The following is a 20964-nucleotide window of genomic DNA, read 5'->3' on the forward strand; positions in this document are numbered from 1 at the left end:
TGTACAATCACCCCATGGGTTCGAGCGAGACACAGCCGGGTGAGGACCGCGTGTCGTCGAATCTCTATCGGCTCGACGCGAGTGGCACCGGCGTCGAGCGCGAGTTCCCGCAGCTCGACGAGCGCGATCTCACCGGCATCTCCCGGTTGATGAACACCCTTGCGCGGCTGCGCGAGGCGGAGCTGCTGCTCTCCGAAGCCTCGCGGAAGTACATGAAACTCAGCGATCAGGACATGCGCGCGCTGCACTACTTGATCGTGGCCCAGCGGCAGGGCGAGATGGTCACCCCCAGCGCGCTGTCGGCGCACCTGCGCATCTCTCCGGCGTCGACTACCAAGCTGCTGAATCGGCTCGAGCGCGGTCACCACATCGTCCGGCGCCTGCACCCGCATGACCGGCGCGCGTTTCTCATCGAGATCACCCCGGAAACCGAAGCCTCCGCGCGCGAATCCGTCGGCCGGCATCAGGCCCGCCGGTTTCACGCGGCCGCCCGGCTCAGTGCGGATGAGCGCGAGGTCGTGACCCAGTTTCTCGCGGATATGACCGCGGAGATCTCACTCGACCACGCGGATTGGGCGCGCGACCTCGATCACTGAGGCAGCATCTCGAGAAAAGTGCGGGCAGCCGGCGACGGATTGAAGTCATCCCAGGCGAGATACTCGACCCGGCGCGGACCGTCCGTCACCTCCACCGCCCGCAGCCCGGCGCCCGACGGCACGACGGCGGGTGACAGCAGCGCCACGGCGAGATCGCGTCGCACGAGGTCGAGCATCAGCTCGATACCCATCACCTCGAACGCCACGTCCCGGCGCACCCCGGCCTGAACGAACGCAATATCCGACTGCGCCCGTCCGGGGGCGTCAGCCGGGAAATCGACGAAGGTGTCCTCCGCCAGATCGGTGAGCCGCAGGCGCCGGCGACCGGCGTGACGGTGACCTTCGCTCAGCACCGCGACGAGTCGCTCGCGATTGAGCTCACGCCACGCCACGCTCCGCGGAGGCGTTTGCTCCGCCAGGCCGAGCACCGCCGCGTCCATCTCGTGGGCGGCGATGGCGGTCATGAACTCATCGCTGCGCCCCTCCCGCACGCGCACGCGCACGGCCGGGTACGCGCGTCGGAATGCGGCGAGCGCACTCGGCAGATCGAGCGTGGTGACGGTGGGGATCATGCCGATGGTCAGCACGCCGCGGACGGTTCCGGTCGCAGCGGCGGCCTCGACCTGCGCGCGATCGGCCGCCTCGAGACTCGCGCGCGCCGCCGCGACGAACGCTGCCCCGGCGGGTGTGACCTCCACGCGCCGACTCGACCGCGCGAAGAGCGACACCTCGAGTTCGCGCTCGAGCGCGGCGATCTGATGACTGAGCGCCGACTGCACCACGTGGCACCGCGCAGCCGCCGCCGTGAAACTCAGCTCCTCGGCGATGGCGACCGCGTATCGCATCTGCTGCAGTTCCATGTTTGCATGATCGCAGTTCATTGCAGGGATGACAACTATGTGTTGGCCTCATCATTCGCATGCAGCGACACTGAGTCCATGAGCAGCATCAGCGCGCAGCGCATCTCCTGGACCGCAGCCACGGCGACGGCACCGCTGGTGTGGGGAACGACCTTCGTCGTCACGACCCACCTGCTGCCGGAGGGTCATCCGCTCTTCGCCGCTCTCGTGCGCGCGCTCCCGGCGGGAGTGCTCGCCCTGCTGATCGCTCGTCGACTCCCGCACGGGTCATGGTGGTGGAAGAGCCTGGTGCTCGGCACCCTGAACATGGGCGCCTTCTTCCCCCTGCTCTTCATCGCGGCGCAGCACCTGCCCGGCGGCGTCGCCGCCACGTTGGGCGCGGTGCAACCGCTCGTCGTCGCGGGCCTCGCGGTCACCATACTGCAGGAGCGCGTTTCGGCGTGGCGGCTCGGCTGGGGCGCGACGGGTGTCGCGGGTGTCGCGCTCGTGGTACTCGGACCCGACGCCGGTATGGATGCGATCGGTGTCGCAGCGGGCCTGTGCGGGGCGCTCTCCATGGGCCTCGGCGTCGTCCTCACGAAGAAGTGGGGGCGGCCGACGAACGTGTCCGCGGTGGGGTACGCCGGGTGGCAGCTCACAGCGGCCGGAGTGGTGCTGCTCATCCCCGCGCTCCTGATCGATGGAGTTCCGCGCGGGATCGACGCGGGCGCCATCGCGGGCACCCTCTGGCTGGGTCTGTTCGGCGGTCTCATCTCCTACTCGATCTGGTTCGCGGGGATCCGCAAGCTGCCCGTCACGGCGGCCGCGCTGCTCGGCATCATCTCGCCGCTCACCGCGGCCATCCTCGGCGCCCTCATCGCCGATGAAAGGCTTGCTCCGGTGCAGCTCATCGGCTTCTCGATCGCCCTCGCCGCACTGATCGCCGGTCAGCTCGTTCCGCGGCGGCGCTGGTCGGCGGACTCAGCGCCGGCGACCCCGTGATTTCCGCTTCATGCCCTCGACGATGGTGCGAGCGACCTCGCGCTCGGTGAGCCCGCGCTCGGCGGCGGTCTGCTCGAGCCAGGCGGACGCCTCGATCGCCGACAGACTGAACCGCTCGATGAGCACGTCCTTGGCGCGGTTCACGAGTCCCTGCGATTCGAGCTGGTCGAGCATCTCGGCGGCCTGGGAGCGCAGGCCGCGAATCTGCCGATGCCTGGCGAGTGCGATCTCGAGTGTGGGCAGCAGCCCCTCCGGGCGGACCGGCTTCGTCAGGTAGCCCAGCGCGCCCGCGCTCGTGGCCCGCTGATACGACTCGCGGCGACCATCGGCCGTCATCAGGACGACGGGCCCGATGCCCTGCCGGCTGAGGATCTCCGTGGCGCTGATGCCGTCTCGCAGCGGCATGCTGACGTCCATCAGCACGAGGTCGGGCGTCAGCTCGGTCGCCAACCGGACGGCCGACTCGCCGTCGTAGGCGCGACCGACGACGTCGAAGCCGTTGTCGGTCAGGAACTCGACGACGTCGACGAGGACGAGCGACTCGTCCTCCGCGACCAGGACTCGGCGAGGTGCGTGCGAGGCGGTGTCTGGAAGGGTGCCCTGGGGCTGCGTGAGTGCTGACATGGGCTCAGCCTAGGGACGCCGAAGATCCGACTTTCGCCGATTCGGGCGGCCCTCGGCACTTTCCGAGCACACGGCAATCGTCGCGTAACAGCCGAAACATTCCGGTTACCGAGACGTCCATCGCTCGCAACAGGTCGGTGTCCGGCGGGCTCGTGCGTCGCCAAGTGCCCCGTCCGGTTTGCGTCGCCGTGTTACACCAGCGCTACGCGATCCACCCGGAACCGGGCAGTGTAAAGACCTATGTCCACACTCGCCGAATCACGCGCACCCGCGGGCCGGGTGCACGTCACCGACGTCGAACGCACCTTCGCGACGACGGACGGAGCCCGGACGGTGCTCCGCGATCTGACCCTCGACGTCGCGGCCGGCGAGATCGTCGCCGTCGTCGGACCGTCGGGGTGCGGCAAGTCGACGCTGCTGCGACTCATCGGGGGTCTCGACGCTCCGACCGCCGGTGCGATCACGCTCGACCAGCAGGGGGTGAGCGCACACGACGAATCCACCGCGATCGCCTTTCAGGAACCGCGGCTGCTGCCCTGGCGGACCATCGCGCAGAACGTCGCGATCGGCTTGCCGCGCGGCACACGGGGTCGGCACGCGCAGGCGCGCGTCGCCGAACTGCTGGAACTCGTAGGGCTCACCCACGCCGCCGACCAGCGGCCGCGCGAGGTCTCGGGCGGCATGGCGCAGCGGGCGTCGCTCGCCAGAGCCCTGGCCCGCAGCCCCCGCGTGCTGCTGCTCGACGAGCCGTTCGGCGCCCTCGATGCGCTGACGCGATTGCAGATGCACGACCTGCTCCTCGACATTCACCGCGCCGAGCCGAGCACCATCGTGCTCGTGACGCACGACGTCGAAGAGGCGCTCTATCTCGCCGATCGCGTGCTGCTGCTCCGCAACCTGCACGCCGCGGGTACGGAGCCCGACCGGCCGCGCGCCAAAGTCGTCGCTCTGGGCTCTTCATCGGGTATGGGCGCACTCGGCTCGGCGCGCAGTCACGAGCGCACCCCAGACCTCGCACCGGCACCCCGGGCGTCGGACGGGTCGATCGCCCGGCTGATCCCGGTTCCGGGATCCCGACCCCGCGACCGCGGGGCCCGCACGTTCACCGACCTCCGCACCAGCCTCCTGGAGGGGCTCGGCGTCCATAAGCTCACGATCAAGGAGAACGCATGAGCCCTCGCACCCGCACCCGCCGTCACCTGCCCGTCACCGCCGCCACCGCCGTCGCCGGCCTGCTCTCGTTCGCGCTCGCCGGGTGCGTGCAGGGCGAGAACAGCGGCGACTCCTCCGCCGCAGAAGGCGGGGAATGGTCGACGGACTCGCTCGCGATCGACTGGGCGACCTACAATCCGCTCAGTCTCGTCGTGAAAGACCAGGGCCTGCTCGAGGACGCTCTCGGAGACTCGGTGGAGGTGGAGTGGCAGCAGTCGGCCGGCAGCAACAAGGCGAACGAGCTGCTGCGCTCCGGTTCCATCGACGTCGGCTCGACGGCCGGCTCCGCCGCGCTGTTCGCCCGGGCGAATAACTCGCCGATCCAGGTCATCGACGTCTACTCGCAGCCCGAGTGGTCCGCCATCGTCGTCGGCCCCGACAGCGACATCACCGAGGTGTCGCAGCTCGCGGGCGCGTCCGTCGCCGCCACGAAGGGCACCGACCCCTACTTCTTCCTGCTCCAGGCGCTCGAGGAAGCCGGTCTCGAGCTCTCCGACGTCGAGGTGCAGAACGTGCAGCACGCCGACGGCCGGTCGCTGCTCGACGGCGGCTCCGTCGACGCGTGGAGCGGGCTCGACCCGATCATGGCCGCCGCCGAGGTCGAGTCGGACGATCAGCTCATCTACCGCAACGTCGACTTCAACACCTACGGGTTCTTGAACGCCACCGAGGAGTTCATCACCGACCATCCCGATGTCGCGCAGGTCGTCGTCGACGCCTACGAGGAGGCGCGCGCCTGGGCCATCGCGAACCCCGAAGACATGGCGCAACTGCTCGCGGACGAGGCGGGCATCGACCTCGAGGTCGCGCAGACCGTGATCGATGAGCGGTCGAACCTCGACGTCGATCCGGTGCCGGGCGACGCGCAGATCGCCGTGCTCGAGAAGATCGCGCCGATCATCGCCGAGTCGGGCGATGTGGCCGGCGGCCAGGAGGCCATCGACGCCGCCATCGACACGATCGTGCACGACGAGTTCGCGCAGAAAGCGACCGAATGACGGAGACCGCCACCGCGTCCGCGTCCGCGTCCGCGTCCGCGACGACACGACCGCACGTCCCGCTGTGGTCGCGCTCCTGGGCGCGCATCGCCGGCGGGTTCCTGCTCCCGGTCCTCATCGTCGCGGCGTGGCAGGCGGTGACCGTGACGGGGCTCGTGCCGCCGTATCGCCTGCCAGGACCCTGGTCGGTCGTCGAAGCCGGCATCGATCTCGCCGAGCGCGGCGAGCTCTGGCTGAACATCGCGATCTCGGTGCAGCGCGTGTTCATCGGGTTCGCAGTCGGATCGATCATCGCGCTCGCCTTCTCGGCGATCGTCGGGCTGTCCCGCATCGGCGGCGTGCTCTTCGCCCCGACGCTCGTCGCGCTCCGTGCCGTACCGTCACTGGCGTGGGTCCCGCTGCTCATCCTGTGGTTGCAGGTCGGCGAAGAGTCGAAGATCACTCTCATCGCCATCGGCGCCTTCTTCCCGGTCTACACGACCGTTGCCGACGCGCTCCGGCACGTGAACCCGCAGCTCGTCGAGGCCGGACGCTCCTTCGGCCTGCGCGGCTGGTCGCTGTTCCGCACCGTGCAACTGCCAGCGGTCGTCCCGTCCGTCGTGTCGGGTCTGCGGCTCGCGCTCGCGCAGGCGTGGCTCTTCCTCGTCGCCGCCGAGCTGCTCGGTGCCTCCATGGGCCTCGGCTGGATGCTGAACGATTCGCAGCAGACCGGCCGCGTCGACCGCATCCTGCTCGCGATCGTGCTCCTCGCGCTGCTCGGCACCCTCACCAACGCGATGCTCGTGCTGTTCGAGAAGGCGGTGCTGAAGCGCTGGATGTGACGGATCGTGACACCGTGAGGTGCGCACGGTGCCGTCGCGACGCAAGAATCGCCCTACGGCCCGCGGTGCGCGGGACCTCCCCACACGAACGGAATGCCGATCGATGACGCACATCACCCGCGATCAGTCCGCGGTCCTGCCCGCGGACTACGCGTCGCTGAGCGCCCGTTTCCAGCCGGTCTTCGACGACATCGCCTCCGGTGCCGTCGCGCGTGAACAGGAACGCCGGCTGCCGTTCGCCGAGATCGCGCGCTTGAACGATGCGGGGTTCGGCACGCTTCGGGTTCCGACCGAGCACGGAGGCCCCGGCGCGTCGATCGAGACGTTCATCCGTCTGCTCGTCGATCTCGCGCAGGCGGACTCGAATGTCGCGCACCAGTACCGCTCGCACTTCGGCTTCGTGGACTCGTTGCGGTTCCAGCCGGAAGAGGTCCAGACCGTCTGGTACCCGCGCGTCCTCGCCGGCTCGACGGTCGGCAACGCCTCCACCGAGAAAGGCGGGAACGCACTCGGCCGACTGAACACCGTCATCACCGAGAACGAGCGCGGCGGGGTGCTCGACGGCCGCAAGTTCTACACGACGGGCACCATCTTCGCCGACTACACCCGCGTCTCGGCCGCCGTCGACGGTCGCGACGGGCGCCGCTTCGCCGTCGTGCCCACCGCGGGAGACGGTGTCACCGTCCTCGACGACTGGGATGGGTTCGGCCAGAAACTCACCGGGACCGGAACGGCGATCTTCGACGGCGTCGATGTCGAGCCGGGCGCCCTCCTCGATCGCATCCCGGGGTCGAGCGACGCCGTGCACGAGGCCGCGTTCTTCCAGCTGATCCTGCTCGCCGTGCTCTCAGGCATCGCGCACGCGGCGCGGCGTGATGCCGCCGCGCTCGTCGCGGGTCGCGCGCGCACGTTCAACACGGGCAGCGGCCTCCCCTTCCGGGACGATCCGCTCATCCAGGAAGCGGTCGGACGCATCGCTGCGAAAGCCTACGCGGCAGAGGCGATCGTCCGGCAGACGGCGCGGGTGCTCGACGCCGGCATCGCCGCGACCTCGGGCAACGCACCGGCACCCGACGAGGTGCAGTACTCCGAGGTCGCCGTCGAGCACGCCCAGGTGACGGTGCCCGAGCTGGCGCTCGGCGCCGCCCAGGAGCTCTTCCTCACCGTGGGCGCTTCGGCGACGTCGACGTCGAAAGCACTCGATCGGCACTGGCGCAACGCGCAAACGGTGGCCACGCACAATCCGATCTCGTTCCGCGCACGCGCGATCGGCGACTACTGGATCAACGGGACTCTCCCCGAAGGGCTGAATGCGATCGGCGATGCCGCGCGGAACGGAGCATCGTCATGAGCGCAGAACTGCTGGACCGCCCCCCGGCGGTCGCGGAGTCGACCCCGCGCGAGAAGCGGCGGGTACTCCTCGCCGCCTTCTCGGGCACCACGATCGAGTGGTACGACTTCTACCTGTACGGCACCGCCGCCGCCCTGATCTTCAACGTGCAGTTCTTCCCATCGGAGAGCGCGTTCGCCTCGACCATCGCGTCGTACGCGTCGCTCGGCGTCGGCTTCCTCGCCCGCCCCCTCGGCGGCATCATCGCCGGGCACCTCGGCGACCGCATCGGCCGGAAGTCGCTGCTCGTCGCGTCGCTGCTGCTGATGGGCGTCGCCTCGTTCTTCATCGGCCTCGTGCCGAATTACGCGGCGATCGGCTGGTGGGCGGCCGCAGCGCTCGTCTTCCTGCGACTCGTGCAGGGTCTCGCCGCCGGGGCCGAGTGGGGCGGTTCTGCGCTCCTCTCCGTCGAGCACGCACCCGCGCACCGTCGCGGACTCTTCGGCTCCTTCACCCAGATCGGCTCCGCGGCCGGCATGCTGCTCGCGACCGGCGCCTTCGTCGTCGTGCAGTCGCTCACGACCGACGAGCAGTTCGCCGCCTTCGGCTGGCGCATCCCCTTCCTCTTCTCGGTCGTGCTCGTCGTGATCGGTCTCTGGATCCGCCTCGGTGTGCGCGACGCTCCGGAGTTCCGCCAGCTCAAGGACTCGGGTCGGACCGAGCGGACGCCGGTCGCGGTGATCCTCACCCAGCACTGGCGGCCGCTGCTCATCACGATCGCTCAGCGCATCGCGCAGAACAGCATCTACTTCCTGATCACGGTCTACGTGCTGAGCTACCTCGTCGACACGCACGGCGACAGTCAGGCCGGCGTCCAGGCCGTGATGATCGCGTCGGCGGTCGGGATCCTCACCACGCCGTTCTGGGGCTGGCTCTCAGACACGCTCGGCCGCAAACCGGTCACCGTCTTCGGCTACGTCGCGATCGCCGCTTTCGTCTGGGTCTTCTTCGCCTCCCTGTCGGGCGACTCGCTCGTGCTCCTCCCCCTCCTCGTGATCCTCGGCATGAACGTCGCGCACGACGCCGTGTACGGACCGCAGGCGGCATGGTTCGCCGAGCAGTTCCCCGTCGAAGTGCGCTACTCCGGCGTGAGCATGGGGTACCAGATCGGCTCCGTCATCGGCGGCGGCATCATGCCCATGGTCGCCGCACTGCTGTTCCAGCTGGGCGGGGGCACCCCCTGGCTGATCTGCGCCTACGTCACGTTCATCTCGATCATCTCGCTCACCGCGACGCTGCTGGCCCGCGACGTGCGCGGAGGCGAACTGCGCGCCGCACGCGCAGCGCAGCACTGATCGCCACCCGACCGAAGGACTCCATGAGCCGCCCGATCCTCCTCAACGCGTTTGACATGCTCACCCCGGTGCACCAGTCGCCCGGACTGTGGCGCCACCCCGACTCGGGTATCGAGCAGTACCACCGACTCGGGTACTGGACCTCGCTCGCGACGACGCTGGAGGAGGCCGGGTTCGCCTCGCTGTTCCTCGCCGATGTCGTCGGCGTATACGACGTGTACGGCGGCAACGGCGACGCCGCCGCTCGCGGTGGGGTGCAGTTCCCGCTGCTCGACCCGCTGGTCGCCGTCCCGGCCATGGCGGCGGTCACCTCCCACCTCGGGTTCGGCGTCACGGCCTCGGTGTCGTACGAGCGGCCCTACCTGCTCGCCCGCACACTGACGACGCTCGATCACTTCACGGATGGCCGGGTCGCCTGGAACATCGTGACGAGCTATCAGGATTCCGCGGCCCGCAACATCATCGGTCGAGAGGCGCAGATTCCTCACGATGAGCGATACGACCGCGCCGATGAGTACCTCGACGTGATGTACCGACTCTTCGAAGGCTCGATCGCTCCGGACGCGGTGGTCGCCGACCGGGAGCGCAACGTCTTCGTCGAGCCGAGCCAGGTGCGCGAGATCGGGCACTCGGGCGAGTACTTCCAGGTGCCGGGCCAGGCGCTCGCGGCCCCCGGCCCGCAGCGCACGCCCTTCCTCTTCCAAGCGGGCGCGTCGAAGCGCGGGCAGCAGTTCGCGATCGAGCACGCGGAGGCGATCTTCTTCTCGGGCGGGAGCCCGCAGCTCGTCCGCCGGTGGGTGGATGGGGTGCGCGACGGTCTCGAGTCCGCCGGGCGTCCGCGAGACGCCATCTCGGTCTTCTCACTCGCCACGATCATCGTCGCCGACACCGATGCGGAGGCGCAGGCGCGACTCGAGGAGTACCGCTCGTACGTCGACACCGAGGCAGCACTCACACTCTTCAGCGGCTGGACCGGTGTGGACTTCGCCGGAGTTAGGCCCGAGCAGGAGCTCGAGCACATCGTCACCGACGCGAACCAGTCGGCGCTCGCCTCGTTCACCACGCTCGCCGATGGCACGAAGTGGACGGTCAGAGACCTCGCGGAGTTCGTCGCGATCGGCGGGCGCGGGCCCGTCATCGTCGGATCACCGACGACCGTCGTCGACGAGCTCGAGCGCTGGCTCGACGAGGCCGATGTCGACGGCTTCAACATCTCGGCCGCCGTGCGCCCGGCCGACCTCGAGCGCTTCGCCGCGCTCGTCTCGCCTGAGCTGCGTCGACGCGGACTGCTGCAGGATCCGGACGGGCCTCCGGTCACGCTCCGCGAGCGGCTCGGTGGTCAGGGGCCGCACCTGGCCGACGACCACCGCGGTGCCGCGCACCGGTTCACCGGCGCGACAGCGGAAGCGGTCTGACGCCGTGAGTGAAGCACGGCTGCTCGAAACGCGCACGATCCCCGCCCCCGCCGGCTTCGCCGCGCGCGCGAACGTCGACGCGACCGTCTACGCCGAAGCGGCCGCGGATCCGATCGCGTTCTGGGAACGCGCCGCCGCGCGGCTCGACTGGACGGACAGGTGGCACACGGCGCACACCTGGTCGCCGCCGGTCACCGGCCCCGAAGGGCTCAGCGTGCCCGAGGCCACCTGGTTCTCGGGCGGCCGGCTGAACGTCGCGGTGAACTGCGTCGATCGGCACGTCTCGGCGGGTCGCGGCGCGCGCGTCGCGCTCCACTTCGAGGGTGAGCCGGGCGATCGGGTGGCGGTCACCTACGACGACCTGCAGCGGCGGGTCGCGCGTGCCGCCCACGCACTCACCGAGCTCGGCATCGCACCCGGTGATCGCGTCGTGGTCTATCTGCCGGTGCTGATCGAGACGGTGGTCATCGCGCTCGCCTGCGCGCGCATCGGCGCCGTCCACTCGCTCGTGTTCGGCGGCTTCTCCGCCGAGGCCGTGCGCTTCCGTCTGCAGGACACGGGCGCGAAGCTGCTCGTCACCTCCGACGGTCAGCATCGTCGCGGCGCGCAGGTCGAGGTGAAGTCGACCGCGGACGCGGCGGCGGATGGATTGGACTCCGTCGCTCACGTGCTGGTCGTGCGGCGCACCGGCCAGGAAGTGCCCTGGACCGCGGGCCGAGATGTGTGGTGGCACGAGCTCGTCGACACTCAGCCCGACGAGCACGAGGCCCGTGCGTTCGACGCCGAGCATCCGCTGTTCATCATCTACACCTCGGGAACCACGGGCAAGCCGAAAGGGCTCGTGCACACCTCGGGCGGATACCTCACGCACGCGAGCTGGGCCCACTGGGCCCACTTCGACGCGAAGCCCGATGACGTGCACTGGTGCACCGCCGACCTCGCCTGGGTGACGGCGCACACCTACGAGATCTACGGGCCCCTGTCGAACGGGCTCACGCAGGTCATCTACGAGGGGACGCCGGACGCGCCCCACCGCGAGCGCCACCTCGAGATCATCGAGCGCTACGGGGTCACGGTCTATTACACGGCTCCCACGCTGATCCGGACCTTCATGACCTGGTTCGGCGACGACCTTCCGACCGGGTATGACCTCTCCTCGATCCGGCTGCTCGGCACCGTCGGCGAGGCGATCAACCCCGAGGCGTGGGTGTGGTTCCGCCGCAACTTCGGGCGCGACGAGACACCGGTCGTCGACACCTGGTGGCAGTCGGAGACGGGAGCGGCGATGGTCGCGCCACTCCCTGGCGTCACGACGCTCAAGCCGGGCTCGGCGACCGTCGCCCTCCCCGGCATCGATGTCGCGGTGGTCGACGACACGGGCGCCCCCGTCGCCCCCGGCCGCTCGGGCACGCTCGTCGTGCGCCGCCCCTGGCCCGGTATGGCGCGCACCGTATGGGGCGACCCCGAGCGATACCGTGATTCTTACTGGGCGCCCTTCGCCGGCCACGGCCCGCACGGCGCGTACTACGTGGCGGGCGACGGGGCGACGGTCGATGCGGACGGCTGCATCTGGATCCTCGGCCGCCTCGACGACGTCGTGAACGTTTCGGGACATCGGCTGTCGACCATCGAGATCGAGTCCTCCCTCGTCGCGCACCCCGCCGTCGGCGAGGCCGGGGTGACCGGGGTCCACGATCCGCTCACCGGCCAAGCCGTCGCCGCGTTCATCGTCGACGGCGCGGCGGGAGGCACCGCCGCCGAGGAGCTGCGGCATCGCGTCTCCCGCGACATCGGACCGATCGCGAAGCCGAAGATCATCGTCCGGGTCCCCGAACTTCCGAAAACGCGCTCCGGCAAGATCCTGCGCCGCCTGCTCGCGCAGCTCTGGCAGGGCGATACGCTCGGAGACACCACGAGCCTGCAGAACCCCTGGGCCGTCGACCAGGTGCGCGAAGCCGTGCGCCTGGCGCGCCTCACCGACCGCACCGCACCGAAGGAGACCAGATGAGTGAGCATCAGTTCGGGTTCCGCACCCGGGCACTGCACGCCGGCGGCACACCAGATGCCGCGACCGGCGCGAGAGCCGTACCGATCTACCAGACGACGTCGTTCGTCTTCGACGACGCGAAAGACGCCGCGAACCTGTTCGCGCTGCAGAAGTACGGCAACATCTACTCGCGCATCGGCAACCCGACGGTCGCGGCGCTCGAGGAGCGCATCGCCTCCCTCGAAGGCGGCATCGGCGCGGTCGCGACGGCCAGCGGCATGTCGGCCGAGTTCATCACCTTCGCTGCGCTCGTGGGTCAGGGCGACCACGTCGTCGCCTCGTCGCAGCTCTACGGGGGCACCGTGACGCAGCTCGACGTGACGCTGCGACGGTTCGGCGTCGAGACGACCTTCGTCGCGAGCTCCGATCCCGAAGCCTTCCGCGCCGCGATCCGCGAGAACACCAAGGTGCTCTACGTCGAGGCGATCGGCAACCCGGGCGGCGAGATCTCCGACATCGCCGGGCTCTCCGCGGTCGCCCACGAGGCGGGGATCCCGCTCGTCGTCGACGCGACCCTCTCCACGCCGTACCTCTCGCGGCCCATCGAGCACGGCGCCGACATCGTGATCCACTCGGTCACGAAATTCCTCGGCGGCCACGGCACGACGCTCGGCGGCATCGTCGTCGAAGCGGGCACGTTCGACTGGGGCAACGGCAAGTTCCCGACGATGACCGAGCCCGTCGAGTCCTACGGCGGTGTTCGCTGGTGGGACAACTTCGGCGAGTACGGGTTTCTCACGAAACTGCGCAGCGAACAGCTGCGCGACATCGGCCCGGCGCTCAGCCCGCAGTCGGCCTTCAACCTGCTGCAGGGCATCGAGACGCTCCCGCAGCGGATCGACGCCCACATCGCGAACGCCCGCGTCGTCGCCGAGTGGTTGGCGCAGGATCCGCGGGTGTCGTTCGTGACCTGGGCCGGTCTCGACGGCCACCCGCATCAGGACCGCGCGCAGAAGTACTTCCCGCTCGGTCCCGGCTCGGTGTTCGCCTTCGGCGTGCGGCCGTCCGGCGAGTTCGACTCCGAGAGCGAGCGCCTGCAGGCCGCACGCGAGACGGGAGAGACACTCATCGAGTCGCTGCAGCTCGCGAGCCACCTCGCGAACATCGGCGACGCCCGCACGCTCGTCATCCATCCGGGTTCGACGACCCATCAGCAGCTCACGCCCGAGCAGCTGGACGCGGCGGGGGTGCCCGCAGACCTCATCCGGATCTCGGTCGGCATCGAGGATCCGGAAGACATCGTGTGGGATCTCGACCAGGCCCTCACCCTCGCGACAGGAGCACACCGATGAGCGACGCCCCCTCAACCGCCCCCGTTCGCACGTGGCAGGGGCCGAGCGCCGCCGCGCGCCTCGGGATCCTGCGCCGCGCGAAGTCCGTCGCCATCGTGGGCGCATCGAACAATGCCGCGCGCGCGAGCTACTTCGTCGCGACGTACCTGCTGTCGAGCTCGCCGTACGACGTGTACTTCGTGAATCCGCGAGCGGACGAGATTCTCGGCAGGCCCGCGTACGACTCGCTCGCCGATCTGCCGGTGGTGCCCGACATCGTCGATGTCTTCCGCAAGCACGACGATCTGCCCGGTGTCGCGCAGGAGGCGGCGGACATCGGCGCGCAGGCACTGTGGCTGCAGCTGGGCTCTTGGAACGAAGAGGCGGCGCGCATCGCCGAGGGCGCCGGTCTCGACGTGGTCATGGATCGGTGCATCAAGATCGAGCACGCGCGATTCCACGGCGGCCTGCACCTCGCCGGTTTCGACACCGGTGTGATCTCGTCGAAGCGGCAGGTCGTCGCGCGCTGACCCCGCGCCGCCGGTCGGCGTCCGGGCCGCAGGTCACTCCCAGCGGATGGCCGCGGTCTCGGCGTCGACCTGCGCTGCAGCGATGACCTCGGCGCGGCGACCGGACGCCGAAAGCGCGAGCCCGGCGGCGCTCGCCGCCAGCAGGTGCTTGAGGGCGCGCCCCAACGGGCGGAACCCCTCCGTCGCGACCGCGACATCCGGAGCCGTGTGGTCGATCCCCCGCCCGGACAGCGCGTCACCGATGGCGCCGGCCGCCAGGTAGTCCTCGACCGCGAACCGGCCGTCGTCACCCGCGAGCACCAGATTGATGGCGGATCGGCCCCCGCGCGCCAGCTGCTCATCGAGCACCGCCTGCGCCGTCGCCGTGGCATTGCGCAACGAGCCGCTGAACACGGTCGCCCCGGCGGCGCGATCCGACACCCGCTCAGCGAGCGCCGTGTCCTCGCCGATGGCATCGACGACGACGACGATCTCTGCCGGCGCGAGACGATCGAACGCGTCGACGCCCCAATCCAGTCGCACCTGGTACGTGGATTGAGCGCGCGCATCGGTCATGCCGTCCAGCCTAGAAGCGCAGCATCGACTTCTTCTGCTGTGTGTCTCTCCGTGACAGCGCGCGCACCTTCGCGGCCCTTCACGATTCAGGTGAGAGGCGTAGAATCGCACTATGGCATACGAGGTCGAGAAGTCCGAAGAAGAGTGGCGAGCCGAGCTCGGAGACGAGCAGTACGCTGTGCTTCGGCAGGCGGGCACCGAACGCGCGTGGACGGGTGAGCTGCTCGATGAGGATCGCGCCGGGTTCTACACCTGCGCGGCTTGCGGCAACGAGCTCTTCGAGAGCGGCACGAAGTTCGATTCGCACTGCGGCTGGCCGAGCTTCTACGAGTCGGTGCGACCGGAGGCGGTCGAGCTGCTCGAGGATCACTCGCTCGGCATGGAGCGCACCGAGGTGCGGTGCGCGCGCTGCGGCAGCCACCTCGGGCACGTCTTCCCCGACGGTTTCGGCACGCCCACCGGCGACCGCTACTGCATGAACTCGCTGTCGCTGAAGTTCTCGCCAGAGGCGGATTCGCAGTAGCACTCCGTCCCGCGAGACGCCCTGCGAGATCAGTACTGGACTCGGTACAGAAAACTCGCACTCCCGGCGCTATAGGATACTTCACGGGACCACATCTGTTGGAAATCACACGTGTTCGGGAGGAGATCGCCGGTGAACCCGCTCGAGCACCCGCCCTTCGCTCCCAGTGCGACGCTGAAGAACCATCAGTTCTACGCGAGCATGCTCGGCGACGCAGCGCTCACCGCGCTGGTGGGGCTGCTCGGCGAGATGTCGCCCGGAGACCGCCTCCCGAGCGAACGCGAACTCACGCAGCAACTGCAGATCAGTCGCAACACCCTGCGCGACCGCATCGGCCGACTCGAGTCGATGGGCATCCTCACCCGCAAGGAACGACTCGGCACGTTCTACTCAGGGATGCAGGCGGAACAGGCCGGCAGCGTGCTGATCCTCGGGCTCATGTTCGAGCAGATCACCTTCGAGTCGCTCATCTCCATGCGACACGCACTCGAGCGGCAGGCGGCAATCGAGGCCTGCACCAATGCGACCGACGCCCACCTCGCCGAGCTCCGCGCGAGCATCGACGACATGAATCGCACCGAAGACGGGCGAGAGCTTCTCGCCGCCGACGTCGCCTTCCACCAAGCGCTGTTCGCGTCCTCGAACTCCCCCGCACTGCTGTTCTTCTCGCAGATGCTGAGTGCCGTGCTGCAGGGCACCCTGCGTCACCTCACACTCGAGCAGGACTTCGAGACGATGCGCACCGTGCACGGTGCCGTGCTCGATGCCGTTGCGGCACGCGATGTCGATGCCGTCACCCGCGCAATCGACGCCCACTTCGCCTGGCTGCATGAGCTGCGCGAACGCGAGCGGCGAGCCGGCGCTGTCTCCTGAGCCGCCGGCCTCCGGTTACACGGCCGGTGCAGATGCGGGCACAGCCGACTGCACGAGCCCGCCGTCGACCGGCAGGCACACGCCGTTGATATACCGCGCCTCATCCGAGGCGAGGAACAGGGCAGCGTTCGCCACGTCGAACGAGTCCCCCATCTTGCCCGTCGGCGACAGCGCGTCGCGCGCGGCCACCATCTCTTCGACGGTGTCGTACGCGTCACTGATCTGGCGATAGATCATCGGTGAATCGATGTACCCCGGTGCGACGGTGTTCGCGCGGATGCCCCGACCCGCGTACTCGATCGCGAGGTTCTGCGTGAACTGCGCGACGGCGCCCTTCGTCGCCGAGTAGCTCGGATAGTTGTATCCGATGTAGCGCATACCGCCGACCGAGCCGATGTTCACGATGCTGCCGCTCCCGCGCTCGAGCATGTGCGGGAGCACGTGCTTGCACGTGATGAACATGCTCGTCAGGTTGACGTTCAGCACCAGCTGCCAGTCTTCGAGCGACTGCTCGATCGGGCCGCCCATCCGCGCGATACCGACGTTGTTGTGCAACACATCGATCTTGCCGAAGCGCTCGATCGTCTGCGCAACGGCATCTCGCATCGATGCGTCGTCGGTGGCATCGCCGACGACGCCGAGCAGCTGCGGCGTAATGTCTTGATCGGCGCACTCCAGGCGCACCCGGACGAGCGCGTCGGTGACGGCCTCATCGGTCAGATCCACGATGACGACGTCGGCGCCCTCGCGCGCGTAGGTGATCGCCGCGGCGAGACCGTTGGTGATCTCACCGCCGACCGACCCGCCGCCGATGATGACGCACGTCTTGTTCTGCAGTCGATTCACGGTGTGTCCTTTCTGACAGGTGAAGGGAGGGGTGCCCGCGCCACCCCTCCCTCTGCGGTGCTCTTACGCGAGCGTCCGCTTGACCGCGGCCACGAGGTCGGCCGGTGACGGAATAACCGCCTCCTCCAGCGACTGGGCGTACGGGATCGGCGTGCGCGCACCGCCCACGCGCACCGGCGCGGCGTCGAGCTTGTCCCAAGCGGCCTCGACCGTCTGGGCGACGAATTCGGCGCCCCAACCGTAGTCGCGAACAGCCTCGTGACCGACGACGAGGTGGCGGGTCTTGCCCACCGACGCGTACACCGACTCCATGTCGAACGGGTAGAGCGTGCGGGGGTCGACGATCTCGACCTCGATGCCCTCCGCGGCGAGCTCATCGGCGGCCTGCAGCGCGTAGGCGAGAATCTGCTGCGTGGCGACGATGGTGGCGTGGGTGCCCTCGCGGGCGATCCGCGCCTGCCCGAACGGGATCGGCTCGAAGGAGACCGGCCCCCGATCGTAGTACTGGTTCTTGTGCTCCAGGAAGATGGTCGGGTTGTCGGACGCCGCCGCGGTGCGCAGCAGACCGTAGGCGTCGCCTGGCGTGCCCGGCACCACGACCTCGAGTCCGGGGATGTGCGCGAAGAGCGTCTCGAGCGACTGGGAGTGCTGAGCGGCCTTGCCGATGCCGGATCCGCCGTTGCTGCGGATGACGAGCGGCGTATCGAACTGGCCGCCGAACATGTACCTGGCCTTCGCCGCCTGGTTGATGATGCCATCGAAGCCGAGGAAGGCGAAGTCGGAATACATGATCTCGAGGATCGGACGCGTGCCTCGCGCCGCAGCAGCGGACACGGCCGACAGCAGCACTTCCTCGCTGATCGGCGTATCCATCACGCGCTCGCGACCGAACTTCTTCAGCAGTCCGCGGGTGACACCGTAGGTGCCGCCTCCGGTGCCCCACGTCGTGATGTCCTCGCCGAGCACGAAGGCTTCGGGCGTCGACTCCATGATCTCGTGCATGGCGGCGTTCAGCGCACGCCAGGTCACCATGTCTTTGGTCTGCGCGTTCATGCGACGGCTCCCTTCGCGTACACATCGGTGAAGGCCTCGGCGACCTCCGGGTAAGGCGACTCGCGAGCGAACTGCTCGGCCGCTTCGACCTCTGCGACCACCGTCGCTGCGGTGCGCTCCCACTCGTCCTCGGTGAGGACACCCTGTTCGATGAGTCGCGCGAGCAGCTTCGCGATGGGGTCGTTGCCCCGCGCCTCCTCGACTTCGTCGGCGCTGCGATAGATCTCGGTGTCTCCGGCCATGTGGCCGAGGTAGCGGTACGTGTCGAGCACGAGGAACGACGGGCCTTCACCCGCGCGGGCCCGCGCCACGGCCTCGCTCGCCACGCGGTACACCTCCTCGAGATCCATGCCGTTCGCGTTGACCGACGGCACGCCGTAGGCCTCGCCGCGACGGCTCAGATCGGGCTGCGCCACCATGTCGTCGATCGATGCCGACTGAGCGTAGTGGTTGTTCTCCAGCACGAAGATGACCGGCAGCTTCCAGATGGCGGCGAGGTTGAACGCTTCGGCGAGCACACCCTGGTTCGACGCGCCGTCACCGAAGTACGAGACGGCGACGGTGCCGTCGCCCAGCTGCTTCGAGGCGAGTGCCGCTCCGGTCGCGAGCCCGATCCCGGCGCCGACGATGCCGTTCGTGCCGAGCACGCCGATCTCCTTCGCACCGATGTGCATCGATCCGCCCTTGCCACCGCAGTAGCCGGTGGCACGACCCAGGATCTCGGCCATGGTCCGACCGAAGTCGGCACCCTTCGCGAGCGTGTGCGCGTGTCCGCGGTGCGTGCTCGCGATCGCGTCGGCGTCGGTCAGCGCGAGCGAGACTCCGACGGCGATGGCTTCCATGCCGAGCGAGGGGTGGGTCGATCCGCGGATCAGCCCTTCGTCCGAGAGCAGCGGCATCCGGCGTTCGAATTCGCGGATCTTCGCCATCAAGCGCAGCCCGGTGAGGCCGTGCTCGGTTGCCTGATAGTCAGTCATGATGCCTCCTACGCAATCGTCGCGAGCGTCTCGTCGAGCTCGACGAGGTCGCCCGGCTCCTTCTTCAACACGATGACGCCCGCTGCGGGGGCGACGAGCTCGTTGACCAGCTTCGAGGTCTCGATCGAGCCGATGACCTGGCCCTCGGTGACCGTGGCGCCGTCTTCGACGAGCCACTCCCCCATGTCGGCTTCGGTCTCTTCGCCGATGAGGTCCTGGCTGAGGGTGACGTCCATGTTGGTGCTCCTTGTGATGTGGTGGGTGATGTCGGTGGGAGGTGATGCCCCGTGCGGGGCGGAAGCGGTGGGGCGCCTGCTCAATCCAGGCGCTGCACCGTGAGTTCGAAGGTCGCGGCGACGAGGTTCTCTCCGGCGACGAGCTCGCCGGCGTGGATCACGCCGTGCCGGTCGACGAGCGTGCTGCTGAGGCGCACGGCGAGTGCACTGTCGACCGCGCGGACATCACCGATGAGTGCGATGACCTCGGTCGCCGGACCGTCGACGGATCGGATTTCGCCCGACGCGCGGTCGACGAAGGTGGCGCCGGCGAAACTGCCGAGTCCCGCCCGGACCGCGGCACGGGTGAACCCGTACTGCCGGCACACGGTCAGCACCGCGTCGGTGATGTCTTCATTCGGCAGCACCCGCGCGACGACGGTGTCGGGTGCATCGAGGATCTGCTGGTCTGTACTCTGCTGCTCGCCCATGAGCACGCTCCGTTCGGTGGGGGTGAATACCGGCATGAGGGTCTCCGGATCCGTCGCACTGGTCCACTGCGCTCCGTACACGGCCGTGACGAGGGCGAACGGCGGCACACCGGTCTCCGTCTCGAGCCAGAGATGACCGCCCTCGAGCGCTCCTCCGGGCGCCTGCCAGCAGCAGTGGCTGTGCATGAAGCGTTCGCCATCGCGAAGCCCGAGTGTGACGGAGCCGTACACGAGGTGCGCGACCGGCCGCCCACGAGTCTCCGAGAAGCTCAGCGCCTTCTCGGCCGTCGCGACGTCTGGTACGCAGTAGCTGAGCAGCGCGTAGTCGCCGCCGCTCAGCTCGGCGTATCCGCTGTCCGCGCCGAGCTCGGCGAGCGCCCCGTGGAGCTGGTCGACGAGCGGGATTCCCGGCTCGAGCTCGCACACGACGCTGCGCGTGCGCACCGGCACCGAAATGATGCGATGTTCGGTTCTGGGTCCCGGGTGCACGAGTGGTTGCATCGGGTCCTCCATTCAGCTTGTGACGTGAGAGGTGGACTCCCCGAGACGGTGGTGGGTCTCGTGCCGGATGGCTCCGGGTGTGGAGCGCGGCTGGGAGGAATCAGGTGTGGTGCGGTCAGCCGATCGCCGTACCTCCGCAGACCTTCAGGGTCTCCCCGGTGATGTAGGTGGCACCGGACGAGGCCAGGAAGGCGACGGCCGAGGCGATGTCTTCGGGCTGGCCGATCCGTTTGATGGGCTGGGCATCGACGGGATACGGCACGCCCTGCGTCATCGGCGTCTCCACCGGCCCCGGGGCCACGGTGTTGCAGGTGATGCCGAGCGGTCCGACCTCTTTCGCCACCCAGCGGGTGAAGGCGATGACGCCGCCCTTCGAGGCCGCGTATGCGGGCCCGGTCCGAGCAGCAGCGCCCTCGCCACCGGAGTTGGCGCCGCCGATGATGCCCGAGATCGAGCTGACGTTGATGATCGCCCCGGATCCGGCGCGGCTCATGTGCGGGTACACCGCCGCCTGGGTCATCAGGAACGTGCCGGTCAGATTGGTCTGGATGTCGCGTTCCCAGATCTCGTCCGTCATCTCCTCCAGGCTCAGGCGGCCCGCGGTGCCGGCGTTGTTGACCAGCACATCGAGCGAACCCCAGTCGGCGACGACCTCATCGATGCAGGCGCGAACCGCCGCGCGGTCGCGAATGTCGACCTGAGCGCTGCGGACCCGCACCGATCCGCCCGTCGCTTCGGTGATGTCGCGGACCGCCCGGGCGCCATCCGCGACATCGATGATGAGCACATCGGATCCGCGAGTCGCGAGTTCGTGCGCGATCGCCGCACCGATTCCCCCCGATGCCCCGGTGACCACGCTGACCTTGCCGGTGAGCTCCTGTGACATGAGT

At 69.0% G+C, this 20964-nt stretch carries 22 protein-coding genes; 13 read left to right on the forward strand and 9 right to left on the reverse strand.

The window, feature by feature from the left end:
* The first annotated feature begins 14 nt into the window (after window positions 1-14).
* Entirely contained in the window at window positions 15-596 is a 582-nt protein-coding gene (locus tag J4H85_RS11320; protein ID WP_208239684.1) for a MarR family winged helix-turn-helix transcriptional regulator, read from the forward strand.
* Here the strand turns inward: J4H85_RS11320 and J4H85_RS11325 are convergent.
* Window positions 590-1456, reverse strand: coding sequence for a LysR family transcriptional regulator (locus J4H85_RS11325; RefSeq protein ID WP_208239685.1), 867 nt, complete (start codon window positions 1454-1456; stop codon window positions 590-592). The two genes, J4H85_RS11320 and J4H85_RS11325, sit on opposite strands and share 7 nt — an antisense overlap.
* 78 nt (window positions 1457-1534) lie before the next feature.
* Between J4H85_RS11325 and J4H85_RS11330 the strand changes: the two genes are divergently transcribed.
* The gene (locus tag J4H85_RS11330; RefSeq protein WP_243893623.1) at window positions 1535-2437 is read left to right on the forward strand and encodes an EamA family transporter; all 903 of its coding nucleotides are present in this window, start codon (window positions 1535-1537) and stop codon (window positions 2435-2437) included.
* Here the strand turns inward: J4H85_RS11330 and J4H85_RS11335 are convergent.
* Complete coding sequence (locus J4H85_RS11335; protein ID WP_208239689.1) at window positions 2417-3061, reverse strand: ANTAR domain-containing response regulator; 645 nt, start codon at window positions 3059-3061, stop codon at window positions 2417-2419. The two genes, J4H85_RS11330 and J4H85_RS11335, sit on opposite strands and share 21 nt — an antisense overlap.
* A gap of 240 nt (window positions 3062-3301) precedes the next feature.
* On the opposite strand from J4H85_RS11335, the gene J4H85_RS11340 reads away from it, so the two are divergent.
* The 9 genes from J4H85_RS11340 to J4H85_RS11380 all read left to right on the forward strand — a co-directional run bounded on the left by J4H85_RS11340 (window position 3302) and on the right by J4H85_RS11380 (window position 14040).
* Window positions 3302-4234, forward strand: a complete 933-nt coding sequence (locus tag J4H85_RS11340) for an ABC transporter ATP-binding protein (protein WP_208239691.1) — start codon at window positions 3302-3304, stop codon at window positions 4232-4234.
* Complete coding sequence (locus J4H85_RS11345; protein ID WP_208239693.1) at window positions 4231-5271, forward strand: aliphatic sulfonate ABC transporter substrate-binding protein; 1041 nt, start codon at window positions 4231-4233, stop codon at window positions 5269-5271. Before J4H85_RS11340 ends, J4H85_RS11345 begins: the two co-directional genes overlap by 4 nt.
* A complete protein-coding gene (locus J4H85_RS11350; RefSeq protein ID WP_208239695.1) occupies window positions 5268-6092 on the forward strand; it encodes an ABC transporter permease in 825 nt (274 codons plus the stop codon). The genes J4H85_RS11345 and J4H85_RS11350 overlap by 4 nt, the downstream gene beginning before the upstream one ends.
* A 103-nt stretch (window positions 6093-6195) precedes the next feature.
* Window positions 6196-7443: an acyl-CoA dehydrogenase family protein gene (locus J4H85_RS11355; RefSeq protein WP_208239697.1), complete on the forward strand. Its 1248-nt coding sequence runs from the start codon at window positions 6196-6198 to the stop codon at window positions 7441-7443.
* Window positions 7440-8777, forward strand: coding sequence for an MFS transporter (locus J4H85_RS11360; RefSeq protein WP_208239699.1), 1338 nt, complete (start codon window positions 7440-7442; stop codon window positions 8775-8777). The genes J4H85_RS11355 and J4H85_RS11360 overlap by 4 nt, the downstream gene beginning before the upstream one ends.
* A 23-nt stretch (window positions 8778-8800) precedes the next feature.
* On the forward strand, window positions 8801-10192 hold the full coding sequence (locus J4H85_RS11365) for an LLM class flavin-dependent oxidoreductase (protein WP_208239701.1): 1392 nt from the start codon (window positions 8801-8803) through the stop codon (window positions 10190-10192).
* A gap of 4 nt (window positions 10193-10196) precedes the next feature.
* Window positions 10197-12200 (forward strand): acetate--CoA ligase, encoded by a 2004-nt coding sequence (gene acs / locus J4H85_RS11370; RefSeq protein ID WP_208239703.1) that lies wholly within the window; start codon window positions 10197-10199, stop codon window positions 12198-12200.
* Window positions 12197-13531: an O-acetylhomoserine aminocarboxypropyltransferase/cysteine synthase family protein gene (locus J4H85_RS11375; RefSeq protein ID WP_208239705.1), complete on the forward strand. Its 1335-nt coding sequence runs from the start codon at window positions 12197-12199 to the stop codon at window positions 13529-13531. The genes acs and J4H85_RS11375 overlap by 4 nt, the downstream gene beginning before the upstream one ends.
* A complete protein-coding gene (locus J4H85_RS11380) occupies window positions 13528-14040 on the forward strand; it encodes a CoA-binding protein (RefSeq protein ID WP_208239707.1) in 513 nt (170 codons plus the stop codon). Before J4H85_RS11375 ends, J4H85_RS11380 begins: the two co-directional genes overlap by 4 nt.
* Before the next feature lie 33 nt (window positions 14041-14073).
* Here the strand turns inward: J4H85_RS11380 and J4H85_RS11385 are convergent, their stop codons facing one another.
* Window positions 14074-14595 carry a 2-phosphosulfolactate phosphatase gene (locus J4H85_RS11385; RefSeq protein ID WP_208239709.1) on the reverse strand — a complete coding sequence of 174 codons (522 nt, stop codon included), beginning with the start codon at window positions 14593-14595 and terminating at the stop codon, window positions 14074-14076.
* Between the two features lie 112 nt (window positions 14596-14707).
* Here J4H85_RS11385 and msrB point away from each other — a divergent pair, with 112 nt between their 5' ends.
* A complete protein-coding gene (msrB, locus tag J4H85_RS11390; protein ID WP_208239711.1) occupies window positions 14708-15118 on the forward strand; it encodes a peptide-methionine (R)-S-oxide reductase MsrB in 411 nt (136 codons plus the stop codon).
* A gap of 132 nt (window positions 15119-15250) precedes the next feature.
* Window positions 15251-15991 (forward strand): FadR/GntR family transcriptional regulator, encoded by a 741-nt coding sequence (locus J4H85_RS11395; protein WP_208239714.1) that lies wholly within the window; start codon window positions 15251-15253, stop codon window positions 15989-15991.
* 15 nt (window positions 15992-16006) lie between these two features.
* Here the strand turns inward: J4H85_RS11395 and J4H85_RS11400 are convergent, their stop codons facing one another.
* The 6 genes from J4H85_RS11400 to J4H85_RS11425 form a co-directional block, all read right to left on the reverse strand.
* Window positions 16007-16837 carry an SDR family NAD(P)-dependent oxidoreductase gene (locus J4H85_RS11400; protein WP_208239716.1) on the reverse strand — a complete coding sequence of 277 codons (831 nt, stop codon included), beginning with the start codon at window positions 16835-16837 and terminating at the stop codon, window positions 16007-16009.
* A gap of 63 nt (window positions 16838-16900) precedes the next feature.
* On the reverse strand, window positions 16901-17890 hold the full coding sequence (locus tag J4H85_RS11405) for an alpha-ketoacid dehydrogenase subunit beta (protein ID WP_208239717.1): 990 nt from the start codon (window positions 17888-17890) through the stop codon (window positions 16901-16903).
* On the reverse strand, window positions 17887-18867 hold the full coding sequence (locus tag J4H85_RS11410) for a thiamine pyrophosphate-dependent dehydrogenase E1 component subunit alpha (RefSeq protein WP_208239719.1): 981 nt from the start codon (window positions 18865-18867) through the stop codon (window positions 17887-17889). Before J4H85_RS11410 ends, J4H85_RS11405 begins: the two co-directional genes overlap by 4 nt.
* Before the next feature lie 8 nt (window positions 18868-18875).
* Window positions 18876-19103 carry a biotin/lipoyl-containing protein gene (locus J4H85_RS11415; RefSeq protein WP_208239721.1) on the reverse strand — a complete coding sequence of 76 codons (228 nt, stop codon included), beginning with the start codon at window positions 19101-19103 and terminating at the stop codon, window positions 18876-18878.
* Between the two features lie 80 nt (window positions 19104-19183).
* The gene (locus J4H85_RS14285; protein WP_208239723.1) at window positions 19184-20023 is read right to left on the reverse strand and encodes a PPC domain-containing DNA-binding protein; all 840 of its coding nucleotides are present in this window, start codon (window positions 20021-20023) and stop codon (window positions 19184-19186) included.
* 166 nt (window positions 20024-20189) lie between these two features.
* Window positions 20190-20960: an SDR family NAD(P)-dependent oxidoreductase gene (locus J4H85_RS11425; RefSeq protein ID WP_208239725.1), complete on the reverse strand. Its 771-nt coding sequence runs from the start codon at window positions 20958-20960 to the stop codon at window positions 20190-20192.
* Window positions 20961-20964: the final 4 nt, after the last annotated feature.

The organism is Leucobacter tardus (assembly GCF_017583045.1).
Taxonomy (GTDB): Bacteria; Actinomycetota; Actinomycetes; order Actinomycetales; family Microbacteriaceae; genus Leucobacter; species Leucobacter tardus.

Excerpts from the sequence above, each read along its gene's own strand:
- J4H85_RS11330 (WP_243893623.1), top strand. The coding sequence starts at position 1,535 with ATGAGCAGCATCAGCGCGCAGCGCATCTCCTGGACCGCAGCCACGGCG.
- J4H85_RS11410 (WP_208239719.1), bottom strand. The coding sequence starts at position 18,867 with ATGACTGACTATCAGGCAACCGAGCACGGCCTCACCGGGCTGCGCTTG.
- J4H85_RS11335 (WP_208239689.1), bottom strand. The coding sequence starts at position 3,061 with ATGTCAGCACTCACGCAGCCCCAGGGCACCCTTCCAGACACCGCCTCG.
- J4H85_RS11320 (WP_208239684.1), top strand. The coding sequence starts at position 15 with ATGGGTTCGAGCGAGACACAGCCGGGTGAGGACCGCGTGTCGTCGAAT.
- msrB (WP_208239711.1), top strand. The coding sequence starts at position 14,708 with ATGGCATACGAGGTCGAGAAGTCCGAAGAAGAGTGGCGAGCCGAGCTC.
- J4H85_RS11385 (WP_208239709.1), bottom strand. The coding sequence starts at position 14,595 with ATGACCGATGCGCGCGCTCAATCCACGTACCAGGTGCGACTGGATTGG.
- J4H85_RS11345 (WP_208239693.1), top strand. The coding sequence starts at position 4,231 with ATGAGCCCTCGCACCCGCACCCGCCGTCACCTGCCCGTCACCGCCGCC.
- J4H85_RS11340 (WP_208239691.1), top strand. The coding sequence starts at position 3,302 with ATGTCCACACTCGCCGAATCACGCGCACCCGCGGGCCGGGTGCACGTC.
- J4H85_RS11365 (WP_208239701.1), top strand. The coding sequence starts at position 8,801 with ATGAGCCGCCCGATCCTCCTCAACGCGTTTGACATGCTCACCCCGGTG.
- J4H85_RS11325 (WP_208239685.1), bottom strand. The coding sequence starts at position 1,456 with ATGGAACTGCAGCAGATGCGATACGCGGTCGCCATCGCCGAGGAGCTG.
- J4H85_RS11405 (WP_208239717.1), bottom strand. The coding sequence starts at position 17,890 with ATGAACGCGCAGACCAAAGACATGGTGACCTGGCGTGCGCTGAACGCC.
- J4H85_RS11355 (WP_208239697.1), top strand. The coding sequence starts at position 6,196 with ATGACGCACATCACCCGCGATCAGTCCGCGGTCCTGCCCGCGGACTAC.
- J4H85_RS11415 (WP_208239721.1), bottom strand. The coding sequence starts at position 19,103 with ATGGACGTCACCCTCAGCCAGGACCTCATCGGCGAAGAGACCGAAGCC.
- J4H85_RS11425 (WP_208239725.1), bottom strand. The coding sequence starts at position 20,960 with ATGTCACAGGAGCTCACCGGCAAGGTCAGCGTGGTCACCGGGGCATCG.
- J4H85_RS11375 (WP_208239705.1), top strand. The coding sequence starts at position 12,197 with ATGAGTGAGCATCAGTTCGGGTTCCGCACCCGGGCACTGCACGCCGGC.
- J4H85_RS11350 (WP_208239695.1), top strand. The coding sequence starts at position 5,268 with ATGACGGAGACCGCCACCGCGTCCGCGTCCGCGTCCGCGTCCGCGACG.
- J4H85_RS11380 (WP_208239707.1), top strand. The coding sequence starts at position 13,528 with ATGAGCGACGCCCCCTCAACCGCCCCCGTTCGCACGTGGCAGGGGCCG.
- J4H85_RS11360 (WP_208239699.1), top strand. The coding sequence starts at position 7,440 with ATGAGCGCAGAACTGCTGGACCGCCCCCCGGCGGTCGCGGAGTCGACC.